The sequence below is a fragment of the Candidatus Methylomirabilota bacterium genome (assembly GCA_036002485.1).
GTDB lineage: Bacteria > Methylomirabilota > Methylomirabilia > Rokubacteriales > CSP1-6 > AR37.
Genome location: DASYTI010000124.1, coordinates 1 through 15,305, shown reverse-complemented (window position 1 = coordinate 15,305; position 15,305 = coordinate 1). Strand labels below are relative to the sequence as shown.

Genomic DNA, 15,305 nt, shown 5'->3' with positions numbered 1-15,305 from the left:
CTGCTGAACGGGGCCACGGCCGCCAATGTCTCCATCGCCGACGGGGCCGTCAGGAACCCGAGCCTCGGCGCCATCCAGTACGCTTCGTCGGCCACGGCGCTCGTATCCGTGAGCGGCGCCAGCAGCAAGGTCACGGTCGGCCCGAAATAATCCGGCGCCGATCGCGGATTCGTCGTAGAGAATCTCGGCCTCCGTCTCTCGCGAACGCACTTCACATTCCCATTGCCTCCCGATTCTCCCTCTTCCCGCCTTCTTTGAGCGCCATTCAAGGATTGCCGCAACTTAGGCTATACTGCGGCTTACGTCCGAGTCGGCTCAGCGAGGCGGCCGGGAGCGTTCAGAGATCTCAGGCGGTGGCCAAGATGTCCACACCCGCCGGGGTCATCACGTGACCTAAGGGGGCGTATGGATTCGTTGGGTTTCCGGGACCTGGTGGGACGGGTCATGACCGATCCGGACTTCCTGGACGAGCTCGTGCGCGACCCCGGCGCGACCCTGGCCGACTATGTGCTCTCGGATGACGAGCGCGCGATGGTGGTCCAGGCTCTGGGCCGGGTGGGACAGGCGCCCACAGCCGAGCGCGCGCGCGCCGCCAAGGCCGTGCTCATGAAACGCTGGGCCATGTAGCGCGGATTCCACCACGTGGCCAAGTCGGCCGACCTTTCCTTCCTCCGTGAGATCAGCCTCCTCAAGGACCTCGAGGAACCCCAGCTCGTCGCGCTCTGGCCGCGGCTCCGCGAGCGCCGCCTGCGCAAGAGCGAGGTGCTGTTTCGTGAGGGCGACCCGGGCGAGGAGATGTTCTTCATTCGCTCCGGCATCATCCTGGTCTCCAAGGTCGTGAGCGGGCGCGTGGAGCAGATCCTGAGCCGACTCCAGGCCGGCGATGTCTTCGGCGAGATGAGCGTGTTCGGCGACGAGCCCATCCGCACGGCGACCATCCAGGCCGAGAACGAGGCCTCGCTCCTCTCCCTGGACCGGAAGAGCATCAATGAGTTCATCGAGGCCAATCCAAAGGATGCCGCCCGACTCTTCCAGCAGCTCGTGGTCGTGCTGATCCGCCGGCTCGACCAGTCGAGCCAGCTCGTGAGCGAGGTTACCCGCTGGGGACTCGAGGCGACGGGGCTCGACGCCGACCGCAAGGCCGGAGGTCCGCCCCGGTGAGCGACCCGGGCTCCCAGGCCGGATTCACCGCTCCGGGCACGACGCCCCGTCCGCCGGCCCGGCTCAAGCTCCTTGTCCGCTCGGAGGACGGAGACAGCTACGAGACACGGGAGATCTCGAGCCCCGCCGCCTACCTCCAGCTCCGCCCGCAGCGGCTGCCGGACAATCAGTGGGAGCTGGCCCAGCTGCCGTCCGGCGTTCCCGGCACGAAGAAGTACGTGCTCAAGAGTCGCCGGGCGGAGAACTACCTCCAGCTGGACGACGAGGAGCGCTTCCTCTGGCAGCAAATGGACGGCCGCGCGAGCATGCAGGACATCGCCGTGGCCTACGTGAGGCGGTACGGCTCCTTCGACTTCGAGAAGATTCCCCAGCTGATCCGCAAGCTCCTGCTCGCCGATCTCCTCACATTGCGGCCGATGTCTCGCCTGCACGAGATTCTCGCGCGCAATCGCCGCAATCCGGCGGCGCGGGCCATGGAAGCCGGGCTGCACGCCATCGAGCGGCTCAACGTGGCGAGCCGACGCTGGAACGACCTCTTCGAGCGGATCCACCGCTGGGGCGGCTGGCTGCTCTTCACGCCGGCGGCCGTCGTCGGGCTCGTCGTGCTGACGGGCTTCGGCACGCGCGCCCTCATTAACCTCTGGAACGATCTCGCCGCGATCAGCTCTGCCCTCGGCCATCACGCCGTGGTGGCCATCATCGCCCTCAAGCTCGCCTTCTTCCTCACGGTGGCCCTTCACCAGCTCGTGCACGCCCTGGCCTGCGTGCACTATGGCCGCCGCGTCAAGGAAGTCGGCTTCATCATCCACCACATGATCGTGCCCACCTTCTATGCCGACGTCACCGACCTCTTCATGGCGTCTCGTCGCGCGCGCGTGGTGAATGCCCTGGCGGGGCCCACTGTCCACCTCGTCCTGGGAATGCTCGGCGTGATCTGGGCCAACGCGCTCGGGCCGGGGCTCTTGCAGGCCTGCGTGGCCGCCTCGGCCGTCTTGCAGCTCCAGTCCTTCATCGTGTGCATCTATCCCTTCTCCTTCCTCGAGATGGATGGCTACCACGTGCTCGAGGACGCCGTGGGCATGCCGCGCCTCTCCCAGGAGTCGTCCCAGTTCATGCGCGGCACCTTCCTGAAGCGGCTGGCCGTGGGGCGGTTCAGGCGGCAGGAAGTCGTTTACCTCGCCTACTTCACCCTGTCGCTCCTGTCCGTGGTGGCCTTCGTCGGTCTGAACGCCTGGTTGATTCTCTCCGCGAAGCACGCCTAGGGGACAAGCTCCGAGCTACCTAGGCCCCTCGCGCTACGAGCGCGATCAGCTTGCCCACGGATTCGTCGAGGGCCTCCGGCAGCTCGACGGGGGCCGCTTCCAGTCTTTGCCGCTGCTCGCTCTCGGGCAGGGCTTCGAGAAGCGCCTGGGCGCGCGCCCGAATCTCGGGGCCGAGGAGACGGGCCACTTCCAGAATGAAGCGGAGGGCCTGCTCCGCTCGCTCCTGTCCCGGGGCCGCGCTCCGGAGGGAGGCCTGCCCAGCCTCTCGCAGTCTCACGCTCAAGCGGATGCGGCGATCCCAGGCGCGAAGCAGATCGTCGGGCACGGCCCCCCACTCGATGGCCACATCCCTGAGCACGTCCTTGATGACGGGGACGAGGGGCGCCGCGCTCTCCCGCGCGATGAGGTCGGCCAGGGCCGAGTTCCAGACGGGCGGCAGGAGGGCGGGCGCCGATTCAGGCTCGCGAGCCGGCGGGGCTTCCAGCACTTCCCCTGCCTGGTCGAGCACGAGCCGGTCCTCGAGCGGGCCGCCCAGGACCCAGAAAGAGCAGCGTACCCGCTCGCCGTCCACCCGGACCACGCGCGGCTCGCGACGCACGACGCCTTGCCAGTCCGGGCGCGAGAAGGTGATGCCGTCGGCTGTCACGGTGTCGATGCCCTCGCGCAAGTTCACGATCACCCAGGGCGCGACCCGGTGGCTCTCATACGGCGCCGGGAGCCAGTCGAGCCCGCCGTCCGCCACGAAGCGCTCGAGGGGCAGGCTCTGGCGCGGGTCGTAGCGGAAGCATTCCAGGAGCGTGGTGAAGAGCTGTTCCGAGGGGAAGGGACCACGATAACGCACGCGCGCCACGCCCTGGTCCTTCATGAGCCCGGCGATGAGATTGAGCACGGCGCTGCCCGCGCCGGGAAGCAGCCGGCGGGGCTCGGCCAAGGGCGGGATATGGTCGAGCCGCGCCCAGTCGAGCGAGCGGAACACGGTGAGGCGCTCGACGGGACGCCAGGGCTCCGTGCCGTCCAGGAGCCAGAGCTGATCAGATCGGCCCCAGGCCGGATGCATGGCCGCGCCCGGCTCCACGCCTATCCAGGCGCCCGCGGCCGTGCGGCAGCGGGCCCAGCGCAGCTCGCCTTTCCCCGTCCATCGCAGCGCGGTCACCAGATCGCCGTGGCGACCGAACTGCACGAGGCGCCGGTGCGCCGATCCCGCCTCGAAGCCGACGAGCGCGCCCCAGCGTCCGGCCCAGATCGGCGGATCGGCTCCGCCCAGCGAGTCGCGGAGCGCTTCGAGGCGTGGAGGATCCAGGGCGAGGATCTCCGCGCGGTCGAGCCAGGCGGCCAGGCGGGCGGGGGCGGCGGGGTCCATGGTCGTGATGATGATACAATCCGACGCGTGCGTGCTCTCCTGATCGGCGCTGCCGTGCGGTGTGCCGCGTGCGCCGAGGTCGTGCCGCGCCAGCCCTTCGTTGTTCGGATGGTTCGCTAGCCCGATGGCCGCCGACGATCTCGTCTGGTTGCCCGCCCTCGAGCTCGCCGGGCTGATCCGCGCGCGCAAGATCTCTCCCGTCGAAGTGGTGGACGCCGTGCTCGAGCGTATCGAGCGCCTCAACCCCACCCTCAACGCCTACTGCACGATGACCGCCGAGGACGCGCGGGATGCCGCGCAGGCCGCCGAGGTCTCCGTGATGACGGGCGAGGAGCTCGGCCTGCTTCACGGGGTGCCCGTCTCGATCAAGGACCTGGTCTTCACCCGGCGCGTCCTGACCACGGGGGGCTCGCGCCTCTTCGCCGACCATGTGCCGGAGGAGGATGCCGTCTCCGTCGAGCGTCTCAAAGGCGCGGGCGCCATCATCCTCGGCAAGACCAACACGCCCGAGTTCGGCCACAAGGGCGTGACCGACAATCCACTCTTCGGCATCACGCGCAATCCCTGGAGCCTGCCCCTCACGCCGGGCGGCTCGAGTGGGGGCGCGGCGGCCGCCGTCGCCGCGGGCATGGGCCCGCTCGCCCTCGGCACCGACGGCGGCGGGTCGATCCGGATCCCCGCGGCCTTCTGCGGGATCTACGGTCTCAAGCCTTCCTTCGGGCGTGTGCCCCACGGACCGGGTTTTCCCGGATGGCAGAACTTCTCCGTGACGGGGCCGATGGCGCGCACGGTGCGCGACGCCGCCCTCATGCTCGACGTCCTCGCGGGGCCCGACGACCGCGACCGCTGGTCCTTGCCCGCCGACAGCGGGCCGCCCTTTCTGGCCGCCTGCGAGAGCGGGCTCGAAGGGCTCAGCATCGGCTGGTCGGCGGATCTGGGCTACGCCCGCGTGGATCCGGAGGTCGCCGAGCGATGCGCCGAGGCCGCGGAGCAATTCGAGAGCCTTGGCTGCCATGTCGAGGTCGTCAGGCCGGGTTGGGACGACCCGGAGGAAATCTTCCGGACGATCGGGGCCGCCGAGACGCACGCGGCGTGGGGAGGGCGGCTCGACGACGCGGCCGAGCAGCTCGACAAGAGCTTCGCGGCCGTCCTCAGGCACGGGCGGACGATCACCATCGAACAGTACCTGGCCGCCGTCCGTGGCCGCCAGGAGCTATGGACCGAGGTGCACCGCTTTCTCGCGCGCTTCGATCTCCTGATCACGCCCACGGTGGCCGTCCCGCCCTTCCCCGTTGCTCGCCCCGCCGTCAAGGAGATCAACGGCGAGCCCGTGTCACCACTGGGCTGGATGCCGTTCTGCTTTCCGTTCAATCTCACCGGGCAGCCCGCGGCCACCGTCCCGGTGGGGGTCACGGCGTCTGGGCTCCCCGTCGGACTGCAGATCGTGGGACGCCGCTTCGCCGAGCGCGCCGTGCTCGCGGCCTCGGCCGCCTTCGAGGCCGCGCAACCCTGGTCCGCGCGGCGCCCGCCTCTCGACTGAAGCGCGCCCCGTGCGCCTTCTGCTGATCTGTCTGGGCGGCGCCGTCGGCACGGGCGCCCGATACCTCATCGGCGGACTGGCCGCGCGCTGGCTTGGCTCCGAGTTTCCCTATGGCACCCTCTTCATCAACGTGCTCGGCTCGTTCCTGATCGGGTTCGTTCAGCAGGTGGGACTCACGACCCTCGCCATTCCAGAAACGACGCGTCTCGTGCTGACCATCGGGGTCATGGGCGGCTTCACGACGTACTCGTCCTTCTCCTACGAGACCATCAGCCTGATCGAGAATGGATCGTGGCTGGGGGCGGCCGCCAATGTCGTGCTCACGACCGGTCTCTGCCTCGTCGTCTGCGTGCTCGGCCTTACCCTGGGACGGGTCGTGGTCGGGTGGAAGGGAGGACTGTAGCCATGCGGAAGTTGGACGGAGAGCAGGTCCTGATGCGCATTTTCGTGGGAGAGAGCGACCGCTGGGAGCACCGCCCGCTTCATGCCGCGCTGCTCGAGCTGTTTCGAACGCGAGGCCTGGCGGGGGCCACCGTGCTGCGGGCCGTGGCGGGCTTCGGCGCAAATTCGGTGGTGCACACGGCAAACATCCTGCGGCTGTCGGCCGATCTGCCGCTCGTCATCGAGGTCGTGGACTCGCAGGAGCGGCTGGACGCCGTGTTGCCGGCCGTGGACGGGATGATGCGGGGCGGGCTCATCACCATGGAGAAAGTGCGCGTCCTCAAGTACGACCAGACCCCGTCCGCCTAGCGCGCCACGGACTTCTCGGAGCGCATCTGCTGCTCGCGGTACTCCTGGAGCACGCGATTGTAGCGCTGGATGACCTCGTCCCGCTTGGCGTCGAGACGCAGGCGCTCGACGAGCATGCCTCCGAAGAAGGCCGCCAGCACGATGACGGCCAGGGCCATCCCCCAGAGCACCCGGTGCGAGCCGCCTTCAGCGCGTGTCATGACCGCTATCATAGCGCGTGAGGGCGGCGATGAGATCGCGGGCGGCGGGATACGCTCGCGCGAGCGGCTCGCGGCGCCCGTGCTCGTAGTCGGCGAACTCGAAGCCGGGCGCCACCGTGCAGCCGAGCAACGCCCATTTCCCTCCGGCCACCAACCGCGCGCCCTGCCAGACTCCCGCGGGCACCACCACCTGAGGCACCATGCCGGCGGCCAGATCCTGTCCGAGGGTCAGGGTGCGATGCGTGCCATCGGGCCGCAGGTGGAGTATCTCCACGGGGTCTCCCAGGTAGAAGTGAAAGACCTCGTCGGAGGCCAGGCGGTGCAGGGCGGAGACGGTGTCGGGCGTCAGCAGATAGTAGATGGCCGTGCTGACCGCGCGAGGGCCGCCATAGCGCGGGTGCAGAGCCGGAGCGGCAAGACGGTCCGGCGCCCGATAGGTCTCGGCGAAGAAGCCTCCCTCTTCGGGATGCGGCCGAAGGCCCAGCCGCTCGATGATCTCCTGCGCGGTCAGCATTCAACACCTCCTCCCCGAGCGTTGCGGAGTCAGGATGCGCCGCAGTATACGCGACGAAGACCCGGGCTCTCTGTATCGAACTCGGGACATTGACGGGGTCGCGCGGACCGTCTAGTTTCCCGGAGCATGAGGTGTCTCTGCTCCGTCTTTGCGCTCCTCCTGACCTTCGCGGGTTTCCCTTCCGGGGCTTCCGGAACAGATGGCGATCCGGTCAGGGTCGTCCAGGAAACGCGCACGCCGGCCGCGGCCAAGAAAAAGCCCGGCGCCCACCACGCGCTCTCCGTCCAGCACATTGCCCTCCTCAAGAACAGCGGGCCGCGCCCCGTTCGTGTGGTGCGCGTCACCGTGGAGTTCTACGATTTCTTCGGCAAGATCCTCTGGGCGAAAAGCGCGATGCCCGTGCCGTCGAGGATTGAGCCCGGGGCCACCGCCACGCTCTCGCTCAGCACCCCGGCCCTCGAGGCCGCCCGCCGCACGCGCTACCGCATGGAATACGGAGGCGAGCATGCAGGACGCCATGGCCGACCCTGAGGGCGGCGCCCGGCCGCGCGCGCGCGCGTGCTATTCTCCCGGTGAGAGTCCACGTTCCCGGGGGGTCACTCATGAGCATGTGGCGCCGAATTCTCCATCCCACCGATTTCTCGCGTGCCTCGAGCGCGGCGTTTGCGCGGGCCGTGGCCCTGGCCCGAGCCGATCATGCCCAGCTCTTCCTCCTTCACGTGCTGGCGCCGCCCATGCCCATCGGGGGCGAGGGCTATGTCGCGCCCCAGGTCTACGAAGACCTCGAGGCCTCGGCGCGACAATACGCCGAGAAGCGGCTGGGCGCCCTTCAGGCCAAGGCGCGGAAATCGGGCGCTCGGGTGACGGGGATGCTGCTCGAAGGGGTGGCCGACGATCAGATCATCCGGGCGGCGCGCCGCCGAAAGGCCGACCTCATCGTGATCGGTACGCATGGACGCACGGGCCTGGCGAGGCTCTTTCTCGGCAGTGTCGCCTCCCGCGTGGTGGCCGGGGCCAGATGTCCCGTGCTGACCGTGCGCGGCCGATAACCGGCGTCGCCCTCCTCCCCGGACCGCGTCACGTCGCCCTTTCGCGCGTCGAGGGAATTGTCTACCATGGAGACGGTGACTCCCGCCGGGGGCCGGCCCCGCGAAAAGCATGAGGGTCGGCGGAGGAGAGCCATGAGAGTCGACATCCAGGGGATAGAGAGAGATCAGACGCTGCGGGCGCGCGTCGGCAAGCTCGTGGCCGAGGCGCTCGAGACACTCAAGGTCGCCCCCATCAGAGCTCGCGTGACCTTCTTCGATGACGACGGTCCCAAGGGCGGCCTGGCCTTGCGATGCGCGGTGGACCTTCGCGTCCCCTACCGTCCCGCCATTCACATCGAGCACGTGGCCGCCACGCCCCGCCTCGCCTTCGACGGGGTCATGGCCGCCCTCGAGCGGCAGCTCGAGCGCTATCGTGAACGCGCCCGCGAGAACCGACGCCACCCGAAGAAGTACTTCGTGGCCAAGCGGCTGCTCATGGACGGCTCTGATGCCCGGCGAGCGCCCCGGCGAGTTCGTCGCAGGAAGATCGCCTCCTAGATAAATCAGCCCTCGCCTCATGGCTTCGCCCTTCAGCTCGAACTGCCACGCGTGCGGTATCCACTCAGCCCTCGCCTCACGGCTTCGCCGCTCAGCTCGAAGAGCGGCCCCGTCTCAGCTCGAAATGCGCCCTTCTCATTCCGCTCTCATCCTTCTCTCATGCTTCGCTCGTAGTCTCTAGTGAGGGCCCATCGCTGAGGCGCCGCGAGATCGCGGAGCGAGGAGGAGCGCGCCGTGCCGTATACCCACGCCACTGGTTATCAGGAGCAACGCTTCGACAACCTCGAAGGGCTCGACGGCCTGTCGGCCCTCCAGATCGCCGAGCACCTCGTCCTCTACGCCGGCTATGTCCGCCAGGTCAATATCCTCAACGAGGAGCTGGCCGCTCTGCGCGCCCAGGGCCGCGCCTCGGGCCGGGACACCCAGTTCGCCGAGTTGACGCGGCGCCTGGGCTACGAGTACAACGGCATGATCCTGCACGAGTACTATTTCTCGAACCTTCGCGCGGGCGCCGATCCGCGGCCCGCCGCGGGCTCCAGCATCGCCACCGCGCTTCAGCAGGGCTTTGCCTCCCTCGAGCGATGGCAGACGGACTTCCGGGCCATCGGCGGGATGCGAGGCGTGGGCTGGGTGATGCTCTGCCAGGACCCCGCGACGGCCCGCCTGACCAATCACTGGGTGACCCTGCACCAGGACGGGGTGCCCGCCGGATTCAAGCCGCTCCTCGTGATGGATGTCTGGGAGCATGCCTTCATGCGGGATTATGCCGCCACGGAGAAGGGGCGCTACATCGACGCGTTCTTTCGGAACGTGGACTGGGCCACGGTGGATCGGCGCCTTCGCGAGCCCCAGGCCATCCGCCCGGCCGCGGCGGCATGATCGAGCCATCGCCCTGGGGTACACTGGGTCCCGCCATGGGCATCAGGAAAAGCTTCGGCAAGAACAAGAAGAGCAAGAGGCCCGTCGAGGCGGCCTCGGTCGAGCGCGAGGCCACCTTGCGGCGCGCAGCGAAAGCGAAGCGAGGGCCGTCGCCGCGTCGGCGGCCGTGAGCGCATCGCCGTCTTCCGGGCGCCGCGGGCTCCGGCACCTCGCGCTCAAGACGCGCGATCTGCGCGCCACGGAGCGCTTCTACACAGACGTGTTAGGGCTGCAGATCGCCTTTCCGCATCCAGGGATGATCTTCCTCGAGACGCCCGGCGGGGGCGACCTCCTGAACTTCGTGAAGACGCGCCGCCCCTTCGACGCGCGAGCGGGCGGCTTCGGGCATTTCGGACTTTCCGTCACCCCGGCCGGTCTTCGCCGTCTCCGCGCCCGGCTCAAGCAAGCCGGCGTCCCCATCCGCGCCCGGCGAGGCCACACCGCCGTCTATGTCCGCGATCCGAACGGCTATACCGTCGAGCTGTACAGCGACTGATTCGCGTGTGGTGCGACGCAAAGCTGCGACGATATTTGACTTCCCCAGGCGTCTATCGGACTATCCGATAGCATGCCCACCCGGAATTATGACGCAATCGTGGTGGGTGGCAGCTTCGCCGGCTTGGCAGTGGCCCGGCAGCTTCACGGCGAGGTCTTGCTGCTCGACCGCAACGAGATCGGCGCCGTGCAGACTTCGGCGTGCGGCACGCCCCTGTGGGTGCCCGAAGCCTTCGGCGTCGCCGACAGCGTGTTGCAAGTCCATGACAAGCTCACCGTGCGCGGCCCCACCCGCTCGGTCACCTACGACCTCTCGGCCGTCCCCTTCTGCACCTTCGACTACAAGCGCTTCTGCCATGGAATGCTCGGCAAGGTGCGCGCCCGGTTCCTCCGGACGTCGGTGCTCGGCGTGGACGACGGCGCCGTCGTGACCACGGAGGGACGCTTCAGCGCGCCCGTCGTGATCGACTGCTCTGGCTGGCGAGGGGCCGTGGTGAATTCCGGCAACACGACGGCGCCGGCCCGTGGACAGTTCTCCTTTGGCCTCGAAACGCACACGGACCTGTCCGAGGAAGGCCTGTACTTCTGGCTCGACCGCGGGCTGATCCCCCGTGGACTCGGCTGGGTCTTCCCTGTGGGCAAGGGCAGCTTGATCGGGCTCGGGTCCTATGTCGGCCTGTCGAAGCTCAAGCCCGCCTTGGAGCGTTTCCTGCGCGATTGCGGCACCGTGGGCAGCACGTATCACGGCACCTATTTTCCCAACCGGCTCTTCCGTCCCACCGTGGGCCGGCTCTTCGCCGTGGGCGACGCCGCGGGGCAGTGCCTGCCCCTCACGGCCGAGGGGATACGGCCGGCGCTCTACTTCGGGGTCCAGTGCGGGCGCATCGTCCAGCAGATCCTGGACGGGCGGCTGGGGATCCAGGAAGGTCTCGACCGGTATCGCGCCATCGTCGATGGCTATCGCGTCCCCTATCGAATTCTGCGGGTCGCGCAATGGATGGCGGAGCATACGCCCACGCGATGGTTCGTGACGCTGGCCGAGGCCGCGGCGCGGCAGCCCGTGCTGCCCCGCTGGTGGCCGCGCTATGGCTGGTTCGGGCGCTTCGATCCCGATCCCCTCGCGACGGGAACGGGCGCGGCTTGACACGCGTGGCGGGAGCGCGGCTCTGACCTCCCGCACCCGCTGGGTCCTCGCGACGCTCGCGAGCGCGGCCATCATCGGGTACTGTGCCTGGCTCGTGTGGACGGATGCTCCCGCGTATCAGTACCTCGTCCGCCTCTACGTCGACAAGCAATTCCTCAAGCAGACGCTCTCGGAGTGGGGCATCCTCGCCCCCATCCTCTTCATCCTGCTCCAGGCGCTGCAGGTGATCATCTCGCCCATTCCCGGCGAGGCCACGGGCATCCTCGGCGGCTTTCTCTTTGGTCAATGGCTCGGGCTCCTGTACTCGACCATCGGGCTCACCGTGGGCTCGCTCGTGGCCTTCACCCTCGGGCGGTGGCTGGGCGCCCACTACGTCAAGAACCTCGTCAAGGAAGAGACCTGGCAGAAGCTCGGCTTCATCGTGGAGGCCGAGGGCGCCATCGTCTGCTTCATCATCTTCTTGATTCCGGGACTGCCCAAGGACATCGTCTGCTATCTCTTCGGTCTCTCGCCCATGCCCTTCTGGGTCTTCGCCATCGTGTCGTCCCTGGGGCGGGTGCCCGGCACCTTGGTGCTGTCGGCCCAGGGCGCGAAAACTGCCTCCGGCCACTATCTCGAAGTCGCGGTGCTCACGGCCGTGGTGGCCGCCGTGGCCATCCCGCTCTACTACTACCGGCACCGGCTCGTGGCCTGGATGGAGGGGCGGACCCCGGCCGATGACGAGCCAGGCTCCGGGGAGACCCCGGGATCGGGAACTTGACATGTTGGCGCGGACCAAGTAGAGTCGGCGGCACTTTCTTCATGGGAGGTATCAGGCCGGTGAACGGAGTGGGGATCGGGAGCGCGCAGGGCGGGTGGGGCTATTTTTACTTTCCCCACGTCTGCCCACTGGCTCCCATGAGCTGAACCGAGGAGCCACGGGGTGGACGAGCCGCCCGCCCGTGGCCAAGTGAGCAGACAGACGCCGCGGGTCGAGCGACCCGTGGCGTTTTTGCTTTTCTGACCAGAGAGGTCAGGGAGGACGGCCATGATCATCGTGCTGAAGGCAGGATCGAGCGAGGCGGACATCGAGGACGTCTCACGCCGGGTGCGGGACCTGGGCTTCAAGACCCATCTCTCTCGCGGCGAGGAGCGCACCATCATCGGCGTGGTGGGCGACGACCGCGCCAAGGAGCAGCTCCTGGCCCTGCAGGCCCTCGACAGCGTGGAGACGGTGGTCCGGATCCTCCAGCCCTTCAAACTGGCAAGCCGCGAGGCCCATCCGGAGTCGACGCAGTTCAAGGTCCACGGCGTGCCCATCGGAGGCAAGGCGCTCGTCGTCATGGCCGGGCCGTGCTCCGTGGAGTCGCGCCCCCAGCTCTTCGCCGTGGCCGAAGGCGTCAAGGCCGGGGGGGCGCACGTGCTGCGCGGGGGCGCTTTCAAGCCGCGGACCTCACCGTACGCCTTCCAGGGGCTCGAGGAGGAAGGGCTCAAGCTCCTGCACGAGGCGAGCAAGGCCACGGGCCTGCCCGTGGTCACCGAGGTCATGGAGCCCGACAAGGTCGATCTGGTCGCCGAGCACGCCGACATCCTGCAGATCGGCGCGCGCAACATCCAGAATTTCTCGCTCCTCAAGCGGGTGGCCGAATGTGGCAAGCCCGTGCTCCTCAAGCGCGGCATGTCGAGCTCCATCCAGGAGTGGCTCCTCTCCGCCGAGTACGTGCTGGCCGGCGGGAACCCCAATGTCATCCTCTGCGAGCGGGGGATCCGCACCTTCGAGACCTCCACGCGCTTCACCCTCGATCTCAACGCCATCCCCGTGGTGAAGAAGCTCTCTCATCTCCCCGTGCTCGTCGATCCCTCGCACGGCACGGGCCACTGGGAATACGTGTCGGCCATGGCCAAGGCGGGACTGGCCGCGGGGGCCGATGGGCTCATCATCGAAGTGCACAACAATCCCGCCGAGGCGCTGTCCGACGGGCCGCAGTCGCTCAAGCCGGACAAGTTCGGCAAGCTCATGGCCGAGCTCCGGCCCCTCGCCGCGGTCCTGGGGAGATCACTATGATCATCGTGCTCAAGAGCGGCATCGGGGACGGCGACGTCGACGACATCTGTCGACGCGTGACGGAGATGGGCTATGCCCCCCACGTCATCCGCGGCGAGTTCAAGACCATCGTGGCCGCGGTGGGCGAGGAGCGCGGGCGGCCGGATTTGCGCCTGCTGGAAGCGGTGGAGACCGTGGAGTCGGTCATGCCCGTCCAGCAGCCCTTCAAGCTGGCGAGCAGGGAAGTGCGGCAAGAGCCGTCCGAGGTGCGCGTCAACGGGGTGGTCATCGGGGGCAAGGACGTCGTGGTGATGGCCGGGCCCTGCTCCGTCGAGTCCGAGGCCCAGGTGCTCGAAGTCGCCGACCGCGTCAAGGAGTCGGGGGCCCGCATCCTGCGCGGCGGCGCCTTCAAGCCGCGGACGTCGCCCTATGCCTTCCAGGGTTTGAAGGAGCAGGGGCTCAAGTACCTGGCGGAGGCGCGCAAGCGCACGGGGCTGCCCGTGGTCACCGAGGTGCTCGAGACGGAGAGCGCCGAGATGGTGGCCGAGTACTCCGACATCCTGCAGATCGGCGCGCGCAACATCCAGAACTTCACCCTGCTGCGGCGGGTGGGGGAGATGGGCAAGCCCGTCCTCCTCAAGCGCGGGATGGCCACGAGCATCCAGGAGTTCCTGCTCTCCGCCGAGTACATTCTGGCCGCCGGCAATCCCAACGTGATTCTTTGCGAGCGCGGCATCCGCACCTTCGAGACATCCACGCGCTTCACCCTCGACCTGAACGCGGTGCCCGTGCTGAAGAAGCTGTCCCACCTGCCCGTGGTCGTCGATCCCTCGCACGGGACAGGCCACTGGGACCTGGTGGCCCCCATGGCCAAGGGCGCGGTGGCCTGCGGCGCCGACGGGCTCATCATCGAGGTGCATCCCAAGCCCGAGGAGGCCCTGTCCGACGGGCCGCAATCGCTCAAGCCCTCGAAGTTCGCCCAGCTCATGCGCGAGCTTCGCCCCGTCGCCGAAGCCGTTGGGCGCAGCCTCTAGATCGGGGGCACTGCCTGGTTGGGGATGTAGCTTATAATCGACCGGATGCGGGCATTCCAGGCGGTACGGCGCGTGTGGGCGTGGGGCGTGAAATTTCTGCCAGAGGACCGGACCAATCGGAATCTGGTGGTCACGGTACTCGTCTCCCTGCTTCTCCACGCGCTCATCGGCGTCGCTCTTCTTCTCTCGGGCGGGCTCAGTGGGCCGGTCATCGCCAATCGCGGCGAGCCGCTCTTTGTCGATATCGCGCCCGACAAGCCCAAGGAAGCCGCGCCGCTGGGCAATCCCGCGCGGCCGCCGGGCCCAGATGTCGCCGAGTCCTTGAAGCCACGACCGGTCGCTCCGCCTGCGGTCAAGTCACCGCCGTCGCCGCCCGCCCGCCCGGTCTCCCCGGCTCCCAGAGTCGCCGAGGCGCCCAAGCCGGCGCCGCGAGCGCCCGAGCCGCGCGAGGTCGCCAAGCCGGCGCCGCCGCCGGTCCCGCCGACGCCAAAGGGCGAGGAGCCTGCCTATGAGGGCAGGAGCGCTCAGGCGCTGCCCCAGACGCCCAAGGCCGCGCCTGAGCCTCAGCCGCAGCCCCAGCAGCCAAGCCAGCAGCCGCCGGCACCTTCGCCAGGCAGCGAGCCGCGCGTGGCCTCGGTGCCCCAGCCTGCCTCGCCGCCTGGGATGTATCGCAAGCCGGGGGGCGGAGGCGGGTTCCAGGGTGGCCAGGGCGGCGTGGTGGGCCAGCCCGTTCCTCTCGATACGCCAGACCCCAACTACCGCGAGTACATGCTAAAGGTCAGGCAGCGGATCTATGCCAACTGGGGCTATCCCTACGAGGCCCAGACTCGAGGGCTGCACGGCAAGCTGGTGATCGAGTTTCACATCGCCAAGGACGGGCAGCTCTTGAAGGCCGAGATCGTCGAGTCCTCGGGGGAGAACATCCTCGACACCTTCGCCCTGAACGCGGTCAAGCTGGCTCAGCGCTACCCGCCCCTGCCCGATGCCATGCGACGCGATGTGCTGCCCGTGATCGGCATCTTCGTCTACAGTCTCCGCAGCGCGCAATCCTCGGTCTTCCAGCTCCTTCAATAGCCCCTCTGTGGCCAGCCTCCAGAGACTTTGGCCGAAAGGGGGACGGGGTCCCGCGCTTGACAGCCGTGACGGCTATCCTGTAGTCTCATTTGTACTTTTTCGGTGTAGGCTCGTAGCTCAGGGGGAGAGCGCTACCTTGACACGGTAGAGGTCGGCGGTTCGATACCGCCCGAGCCTACCATTTTCTTTTTGCAACCATTTCGTTGAGGGGTGCCATCGAAGGTAACGGGACGCAGGGTGCGAG

At 68.3% G+C, this 15,305-nt stretch carries 19 protein-coding genes and 1 tRNA gene; 17 read left to right on the top strand and 3 right to left on the bottom strand.

All coding sequences use genetic code 11. The annotated features are described in order from the left end of the window. Nucleotides 1-405 precede the first annotated feature (405 nt). The 3 genes from VGT00_13000 to VGT00_12990 are packed head-to-tail and all read left to right on the top strand — an operon-like array spanning nucleotide 406 to nucleotide 2,423. Nucleotides 406-627, top strand: a complete 222-nt coding sequence (locus VGT00_13000; GenBank protein HEV8532330.1) for a hypothetical protein — start codon at nucleotides 406-408, stop codon at nucleotides 625-627. 15 nt (nucleotides 628-642) lie between these two features. Then, complete coding sequence (locus tag VGT00_12995; protein HEV8532329.1) at nucleotides 643-1,161, top strand: cyclic nucleotide-binding domain-containing protein; 519 nt, start codon at nucleotides 643-645, stop codon at nucleotides 1,159-1,161. After that, complete coding sequence (locus VGT00_12990; protein HEV8532328.1) at nucleotides 1,158-2,423, top strand: M50 family metallopeptidase; 1,266 nt, start codon at nucleotides 1,158-1,160, stop codon at nucleotides 2,421-2,423. The genes VGT00_12995 and VGT00_12990 overlap by 4 nt, the downstream gene beginning before the upstream one ends. Before the next feature lie 19 nt (nucleotides 2,424-2,442). On the opposite strand, the gene VGT00_12985 is transcribed toward VGT00_12990, so the two are convergent. Beyond that, nucleotides 2,443-3,783 (bottom strand): hypothetical protein, encoded by a 1,341-nt coding sequence (locus VGT00_12985; GenBank protein ID HEV8532327.1) that lies wholly within the window; start codon nucleotides 3,781-3,783, stop codon nucleotides 2,443-2,445. Between the two features lie 124 nt (nucleotides 3,784-3,907). Here VGT00_12985 and VGT00_12980 point away from each other — a divergent pair, with 124 nt between their 5' ends. From VGT00_12980 to VGT00_12970, 3 genes are read left to right on the top strand one after another with little or no spacing between them, the layout of a single operon-like run. Next, the gene (locus VGT00_12980; protein HEV8532326.1) at nucleotides 3,908-5,323 is read left to right on the top strand and encodes an amidase; all 1,416 of its coding nucleotides are present in this window, start codon (nucleotides 3,908-3,910) and stop codon (nucleotides 5,321-5,323) included. 10 nt (nucleotides 5,324-5,333) lie between these two features. Further along, a complete protein-coding gene (gene crcB, locus VGT00_12975) occupies nucleotides 5,334-5,726 on the top strand; it encodes a fluoride efflux transporter CrcB (protein ID HEV8532325.1) in 393 nt (130 codons plus the stop codon). A gap of 2 nt (nucleotides 5,727-5,728) precedes the next feature. Then, the gene (locus tag VGT00_12970; protein ID HEV8532324.1) at nucleotides 5,729-6,073 is read left to right on the top strand and encodes a DUF190 domain-containing protein; all 345 of its coding nucleotides are present in this window, start codon (nucleotides 5,729-5,731) and stop codon (nucleotides 6,071-6,073) included. Here VGT00_12970 and VGT00_12965 read toward each other — a convergent pair. Beyond that, the gene (locus tag VGT00_12965; GenBank protein ID HEV8532323.1) at nucleotides 6,070-6,273 is read right to left on the bottom strand and encodes a hypothetical protein; all 204 of its coding nucleotides are present in this window, start codon (nucleotides 6,271-6,273) and stop codon (nucleotides 6,070-6,072) included. The genes VGT00_12970 and VGT00_12965 overlap by 4 nt on opposite strands. Next, nucleotides 6,260-6,787 (bottom strand): cupin domain-containing protein, encoded by a 528-nt coding sequence (locus tag VGT00_12960; GenBank protein ID HEV8532322.1) that lies wholly within the window; start codon nucleotides 6,785-6,787, stop codon nucleotides 6,260-6,262. Before VGT00_12960 ends, VGT00_12965 begins: the two co-directional genes overlap by 14 nt. 126 nt (nucleotides 6,788-6,913) lie before the next feature. Here VGT00_12960 and VGT00_12955 point away from each other — a divergent pair, with 126 nt between their 5' ends. From VGT00_12955 to VGT00_12905, 11 genes are all read left to right on the top strand, one after another. Next, nucleotides 6,914-7,318, top strand: a complete 405-nt coding sequence (locus tag VGT00_12955; protein ID HEV8532321.1) for a hypothetical protein — start codon at nucleotides 6,914-6,916, stop codon at nucleotides 7,316-7,318. A gap of 71 nt (nucleotides 7,319-7,389) precedes the next feature. Beyond that, nucleotides 7,390-7,836 (top strand): universal stress protein, encoded by a 447-nt coding sequence (locus VGT00_12950; GenBank protein HEV8532320.1) that lies wholly within the window; start codon nucleotides 7,390-7,392, stop codon nucleotides 7,834-7,836. A gap of 132 nt (nucleotides 7,837-7,968) precedes the next feature. Continuing rightward, the gene (locus VGT00_12945; protein ID HEV8532319.1) at nucleotides 7,969-8,373 is read left to right on the top strand and encodes an HPF/RaiA family ribosome-associated protein; all 405 of its coding nucleotides are present in this window, start codon (nucleotides 7,969-7,971) and stop codon (nucleotides 8,371-8,373) included. Between the two features lie 234 nt (nucleotides 8,374-8,607). Next, entirely contained in the window at nucleotides 8,608-9,252 is a 645-nt protein-coding gene (locus VGT00_12940; protein ID HEV8532318.1) for a Fe-Mn family superoxide dismutase, read from the top strand. A 166-nt stretch (nucleotides 9,253-9,418) separates the two neighbouring features. Then, nucleotides 9,419-9,787: a VOC family protein gene (locus VGT00_12935; GenBank protein ID HEV8532317.1), complete on the top strand. Its 369-nt coding sequence runs from the start codon at nucleotides 9,419-9,421 to the stop codon at nucleotides 9,785-9,787. Between the two features lie 72 nt (nucleotides 9,788-9,859). Beyond that, on the top strand, nucleotides 9,860-10,930 hold the full coding sequence (locus tag VGT00_12930; GenBank protein HEV8532316.1) for an NAD(P)/FAD-dependent oxidoreductase: 1,071 nt from the start codon (nucleotides 9,860-9,862) through the stop codon (nucleotides 10,928-10,930). Further along, the gene (locus VGT00_12925) at nucleotides 10,872-11,690 is read left to right on the top strand and encodes a TVP38/TMEM64 family protein (GenBank protein ID HEV8532315.1); all 819 of its coding nucleotides are present in this window, start codon (nucleotides 10,872-10,874) and stop codon (nucleotides 11,688-11,690) included. The genes VGT00_12930 and VGT00_12925 overlap by 59 nt, the downstream gene beginning before the upstream one ends. A gap of 267 nt (nucleotides 11,691-11,957) precedes the next feature. Next, nucleotides 11,958-12,974, top strand: coding sequence for a 3-deoxy-7-phosphoheptulonate synthase (aroF, locus tag VGT00_12920; GenBank protein ID HEV8532314.1), 1,017 nt, complete (start codon nucleotides 11,958-11,960; stop codon nucleotides 12,972-12,974). Continuing rightward, a complete protein-coding gene (gene aroF, locus VGT00_12915; GenBank protein ID HEV8532313.1) occupies nucleotides 12,971-13,987 on the top strand; it encodes a 3-deoxy-7-phosphoheptulonate synthase in 1,017 nt (338 codons plus the stop codon). Before aroF (VGT00_12920) ends, aroF (VGT00_12915) begins: the two co-directional genes overlap by 4 nt. Nucleotides 13,988-14,074: 87 nt before the next feature. Next, the gene (locus VGT00_12910; protein ID HEV8532312.1) at nucleotides 14,075-15,061 is read left to right on the top strand and encodes a TonB family protein; all 987 of its coding nucleotides are present in this window, start codon (nucleotides 14,075-14,077) and stop codon (nucleotides 15,059-15,061) included. 106 nt (nucleotides 15,062-15,167) lie between these two features. Then, nucleotides 15,168-15,242 (top strand) — tRNA-Val (locus VGT00_12905). Nucleotides 15,243-15,305 lie beyond the last annotated feature (63 nt).

Bases quoted from the DNA above. Each gene is read 5' to 3' on its own strand.
- VGT00_13000 (HEV8532330.1), top strand. From the start codon at position 406: ATGGATTCGTTGGGTTTCCGGGACCTGGTGGGACGGGTCATGACCGAT.
- VGT00_12985 (HEV8532327.1), bottom strand. From the start codon at position 3,783: ATGGACCCCGCCGCCCCCGCCCGCCTGGCCGCCTGGCTCGACCGCGCG.
- VGT00_12980 (HEV8532326.1), top strand. From the start codon at position 3,908: ATGGCCGCCGACGATCTCGTCTGGTTGCCCGCCCTCGAGCTCGCCGGG.
- VGT00_12970 (HEV8532324.1), top strand. From the start codon at position 5,729: ATGCGGAAGTTGGACGGAGAGCAGGTCCTGATGCGCATTTTCGTGGGA.
- VGT00_12965 (HEV8532323.1), bottom strand. From the start codon at position 6,273: ATGACACGCGCTGAAGGCGGCTCGCACCGGGTGCTCTGGGGGATGGCC.
- VGT00_12960 (HEV8532322.1), bottom strand. From the start codon at position 6,787: ATGCTGACCGCGCAGGAGATCATCGAGCGGCTGGGCCTTCGGCCGCAT.
- VGT00_12955 (HEV8532321.1), top strand. From the start codon at position 6,914: ATGAGGTGTCTCTGCTCCGTCTTTGCGCTCCTCCTGACCTTCGCGGGT.
- VGT00_12950 (HEV8532320.1), top strand. From the start codon at position 7,390: ATGAGCATGTGGCGCCGAATTCTCCATCCCACCGATTTCTCGCGTGCC.
- VGT00_12945 (HEV8532319.1), top strand. From the start codon at position 7,969: ATGAGAGTCGACATCCAGGGGATAGAGAGAGATCAGACGCTGCGGGCG.
- VGT00_12930 (HEV8532316.1), top strand. From the start codon at position 9,860: ATGCCCACCCGGAATTATGACGCAATCGTGGTGGGTGGCAGCTTCGCC.
- VGT00_12925 (HEV8532315.1), top strand. From the start codon at position 10,872: ATGGCTGGTTCGGGCGCTTCGATCCCGATCCCCTCGCGACGGGAACGG.
- aroF (HEV8532314.1), top strand. From the start codon at position 11,958: ATGATCATCGTGCTGAAGGCAGGATCGAGCGAGGCGGACATCGAGGAC.
- aroF (HEV8532313.1), top strand. From the start codon at position 12,971: ATGATCATCGTGCTCAAGAGCGGCATCGGGGACGGCGACGTCGACGAC.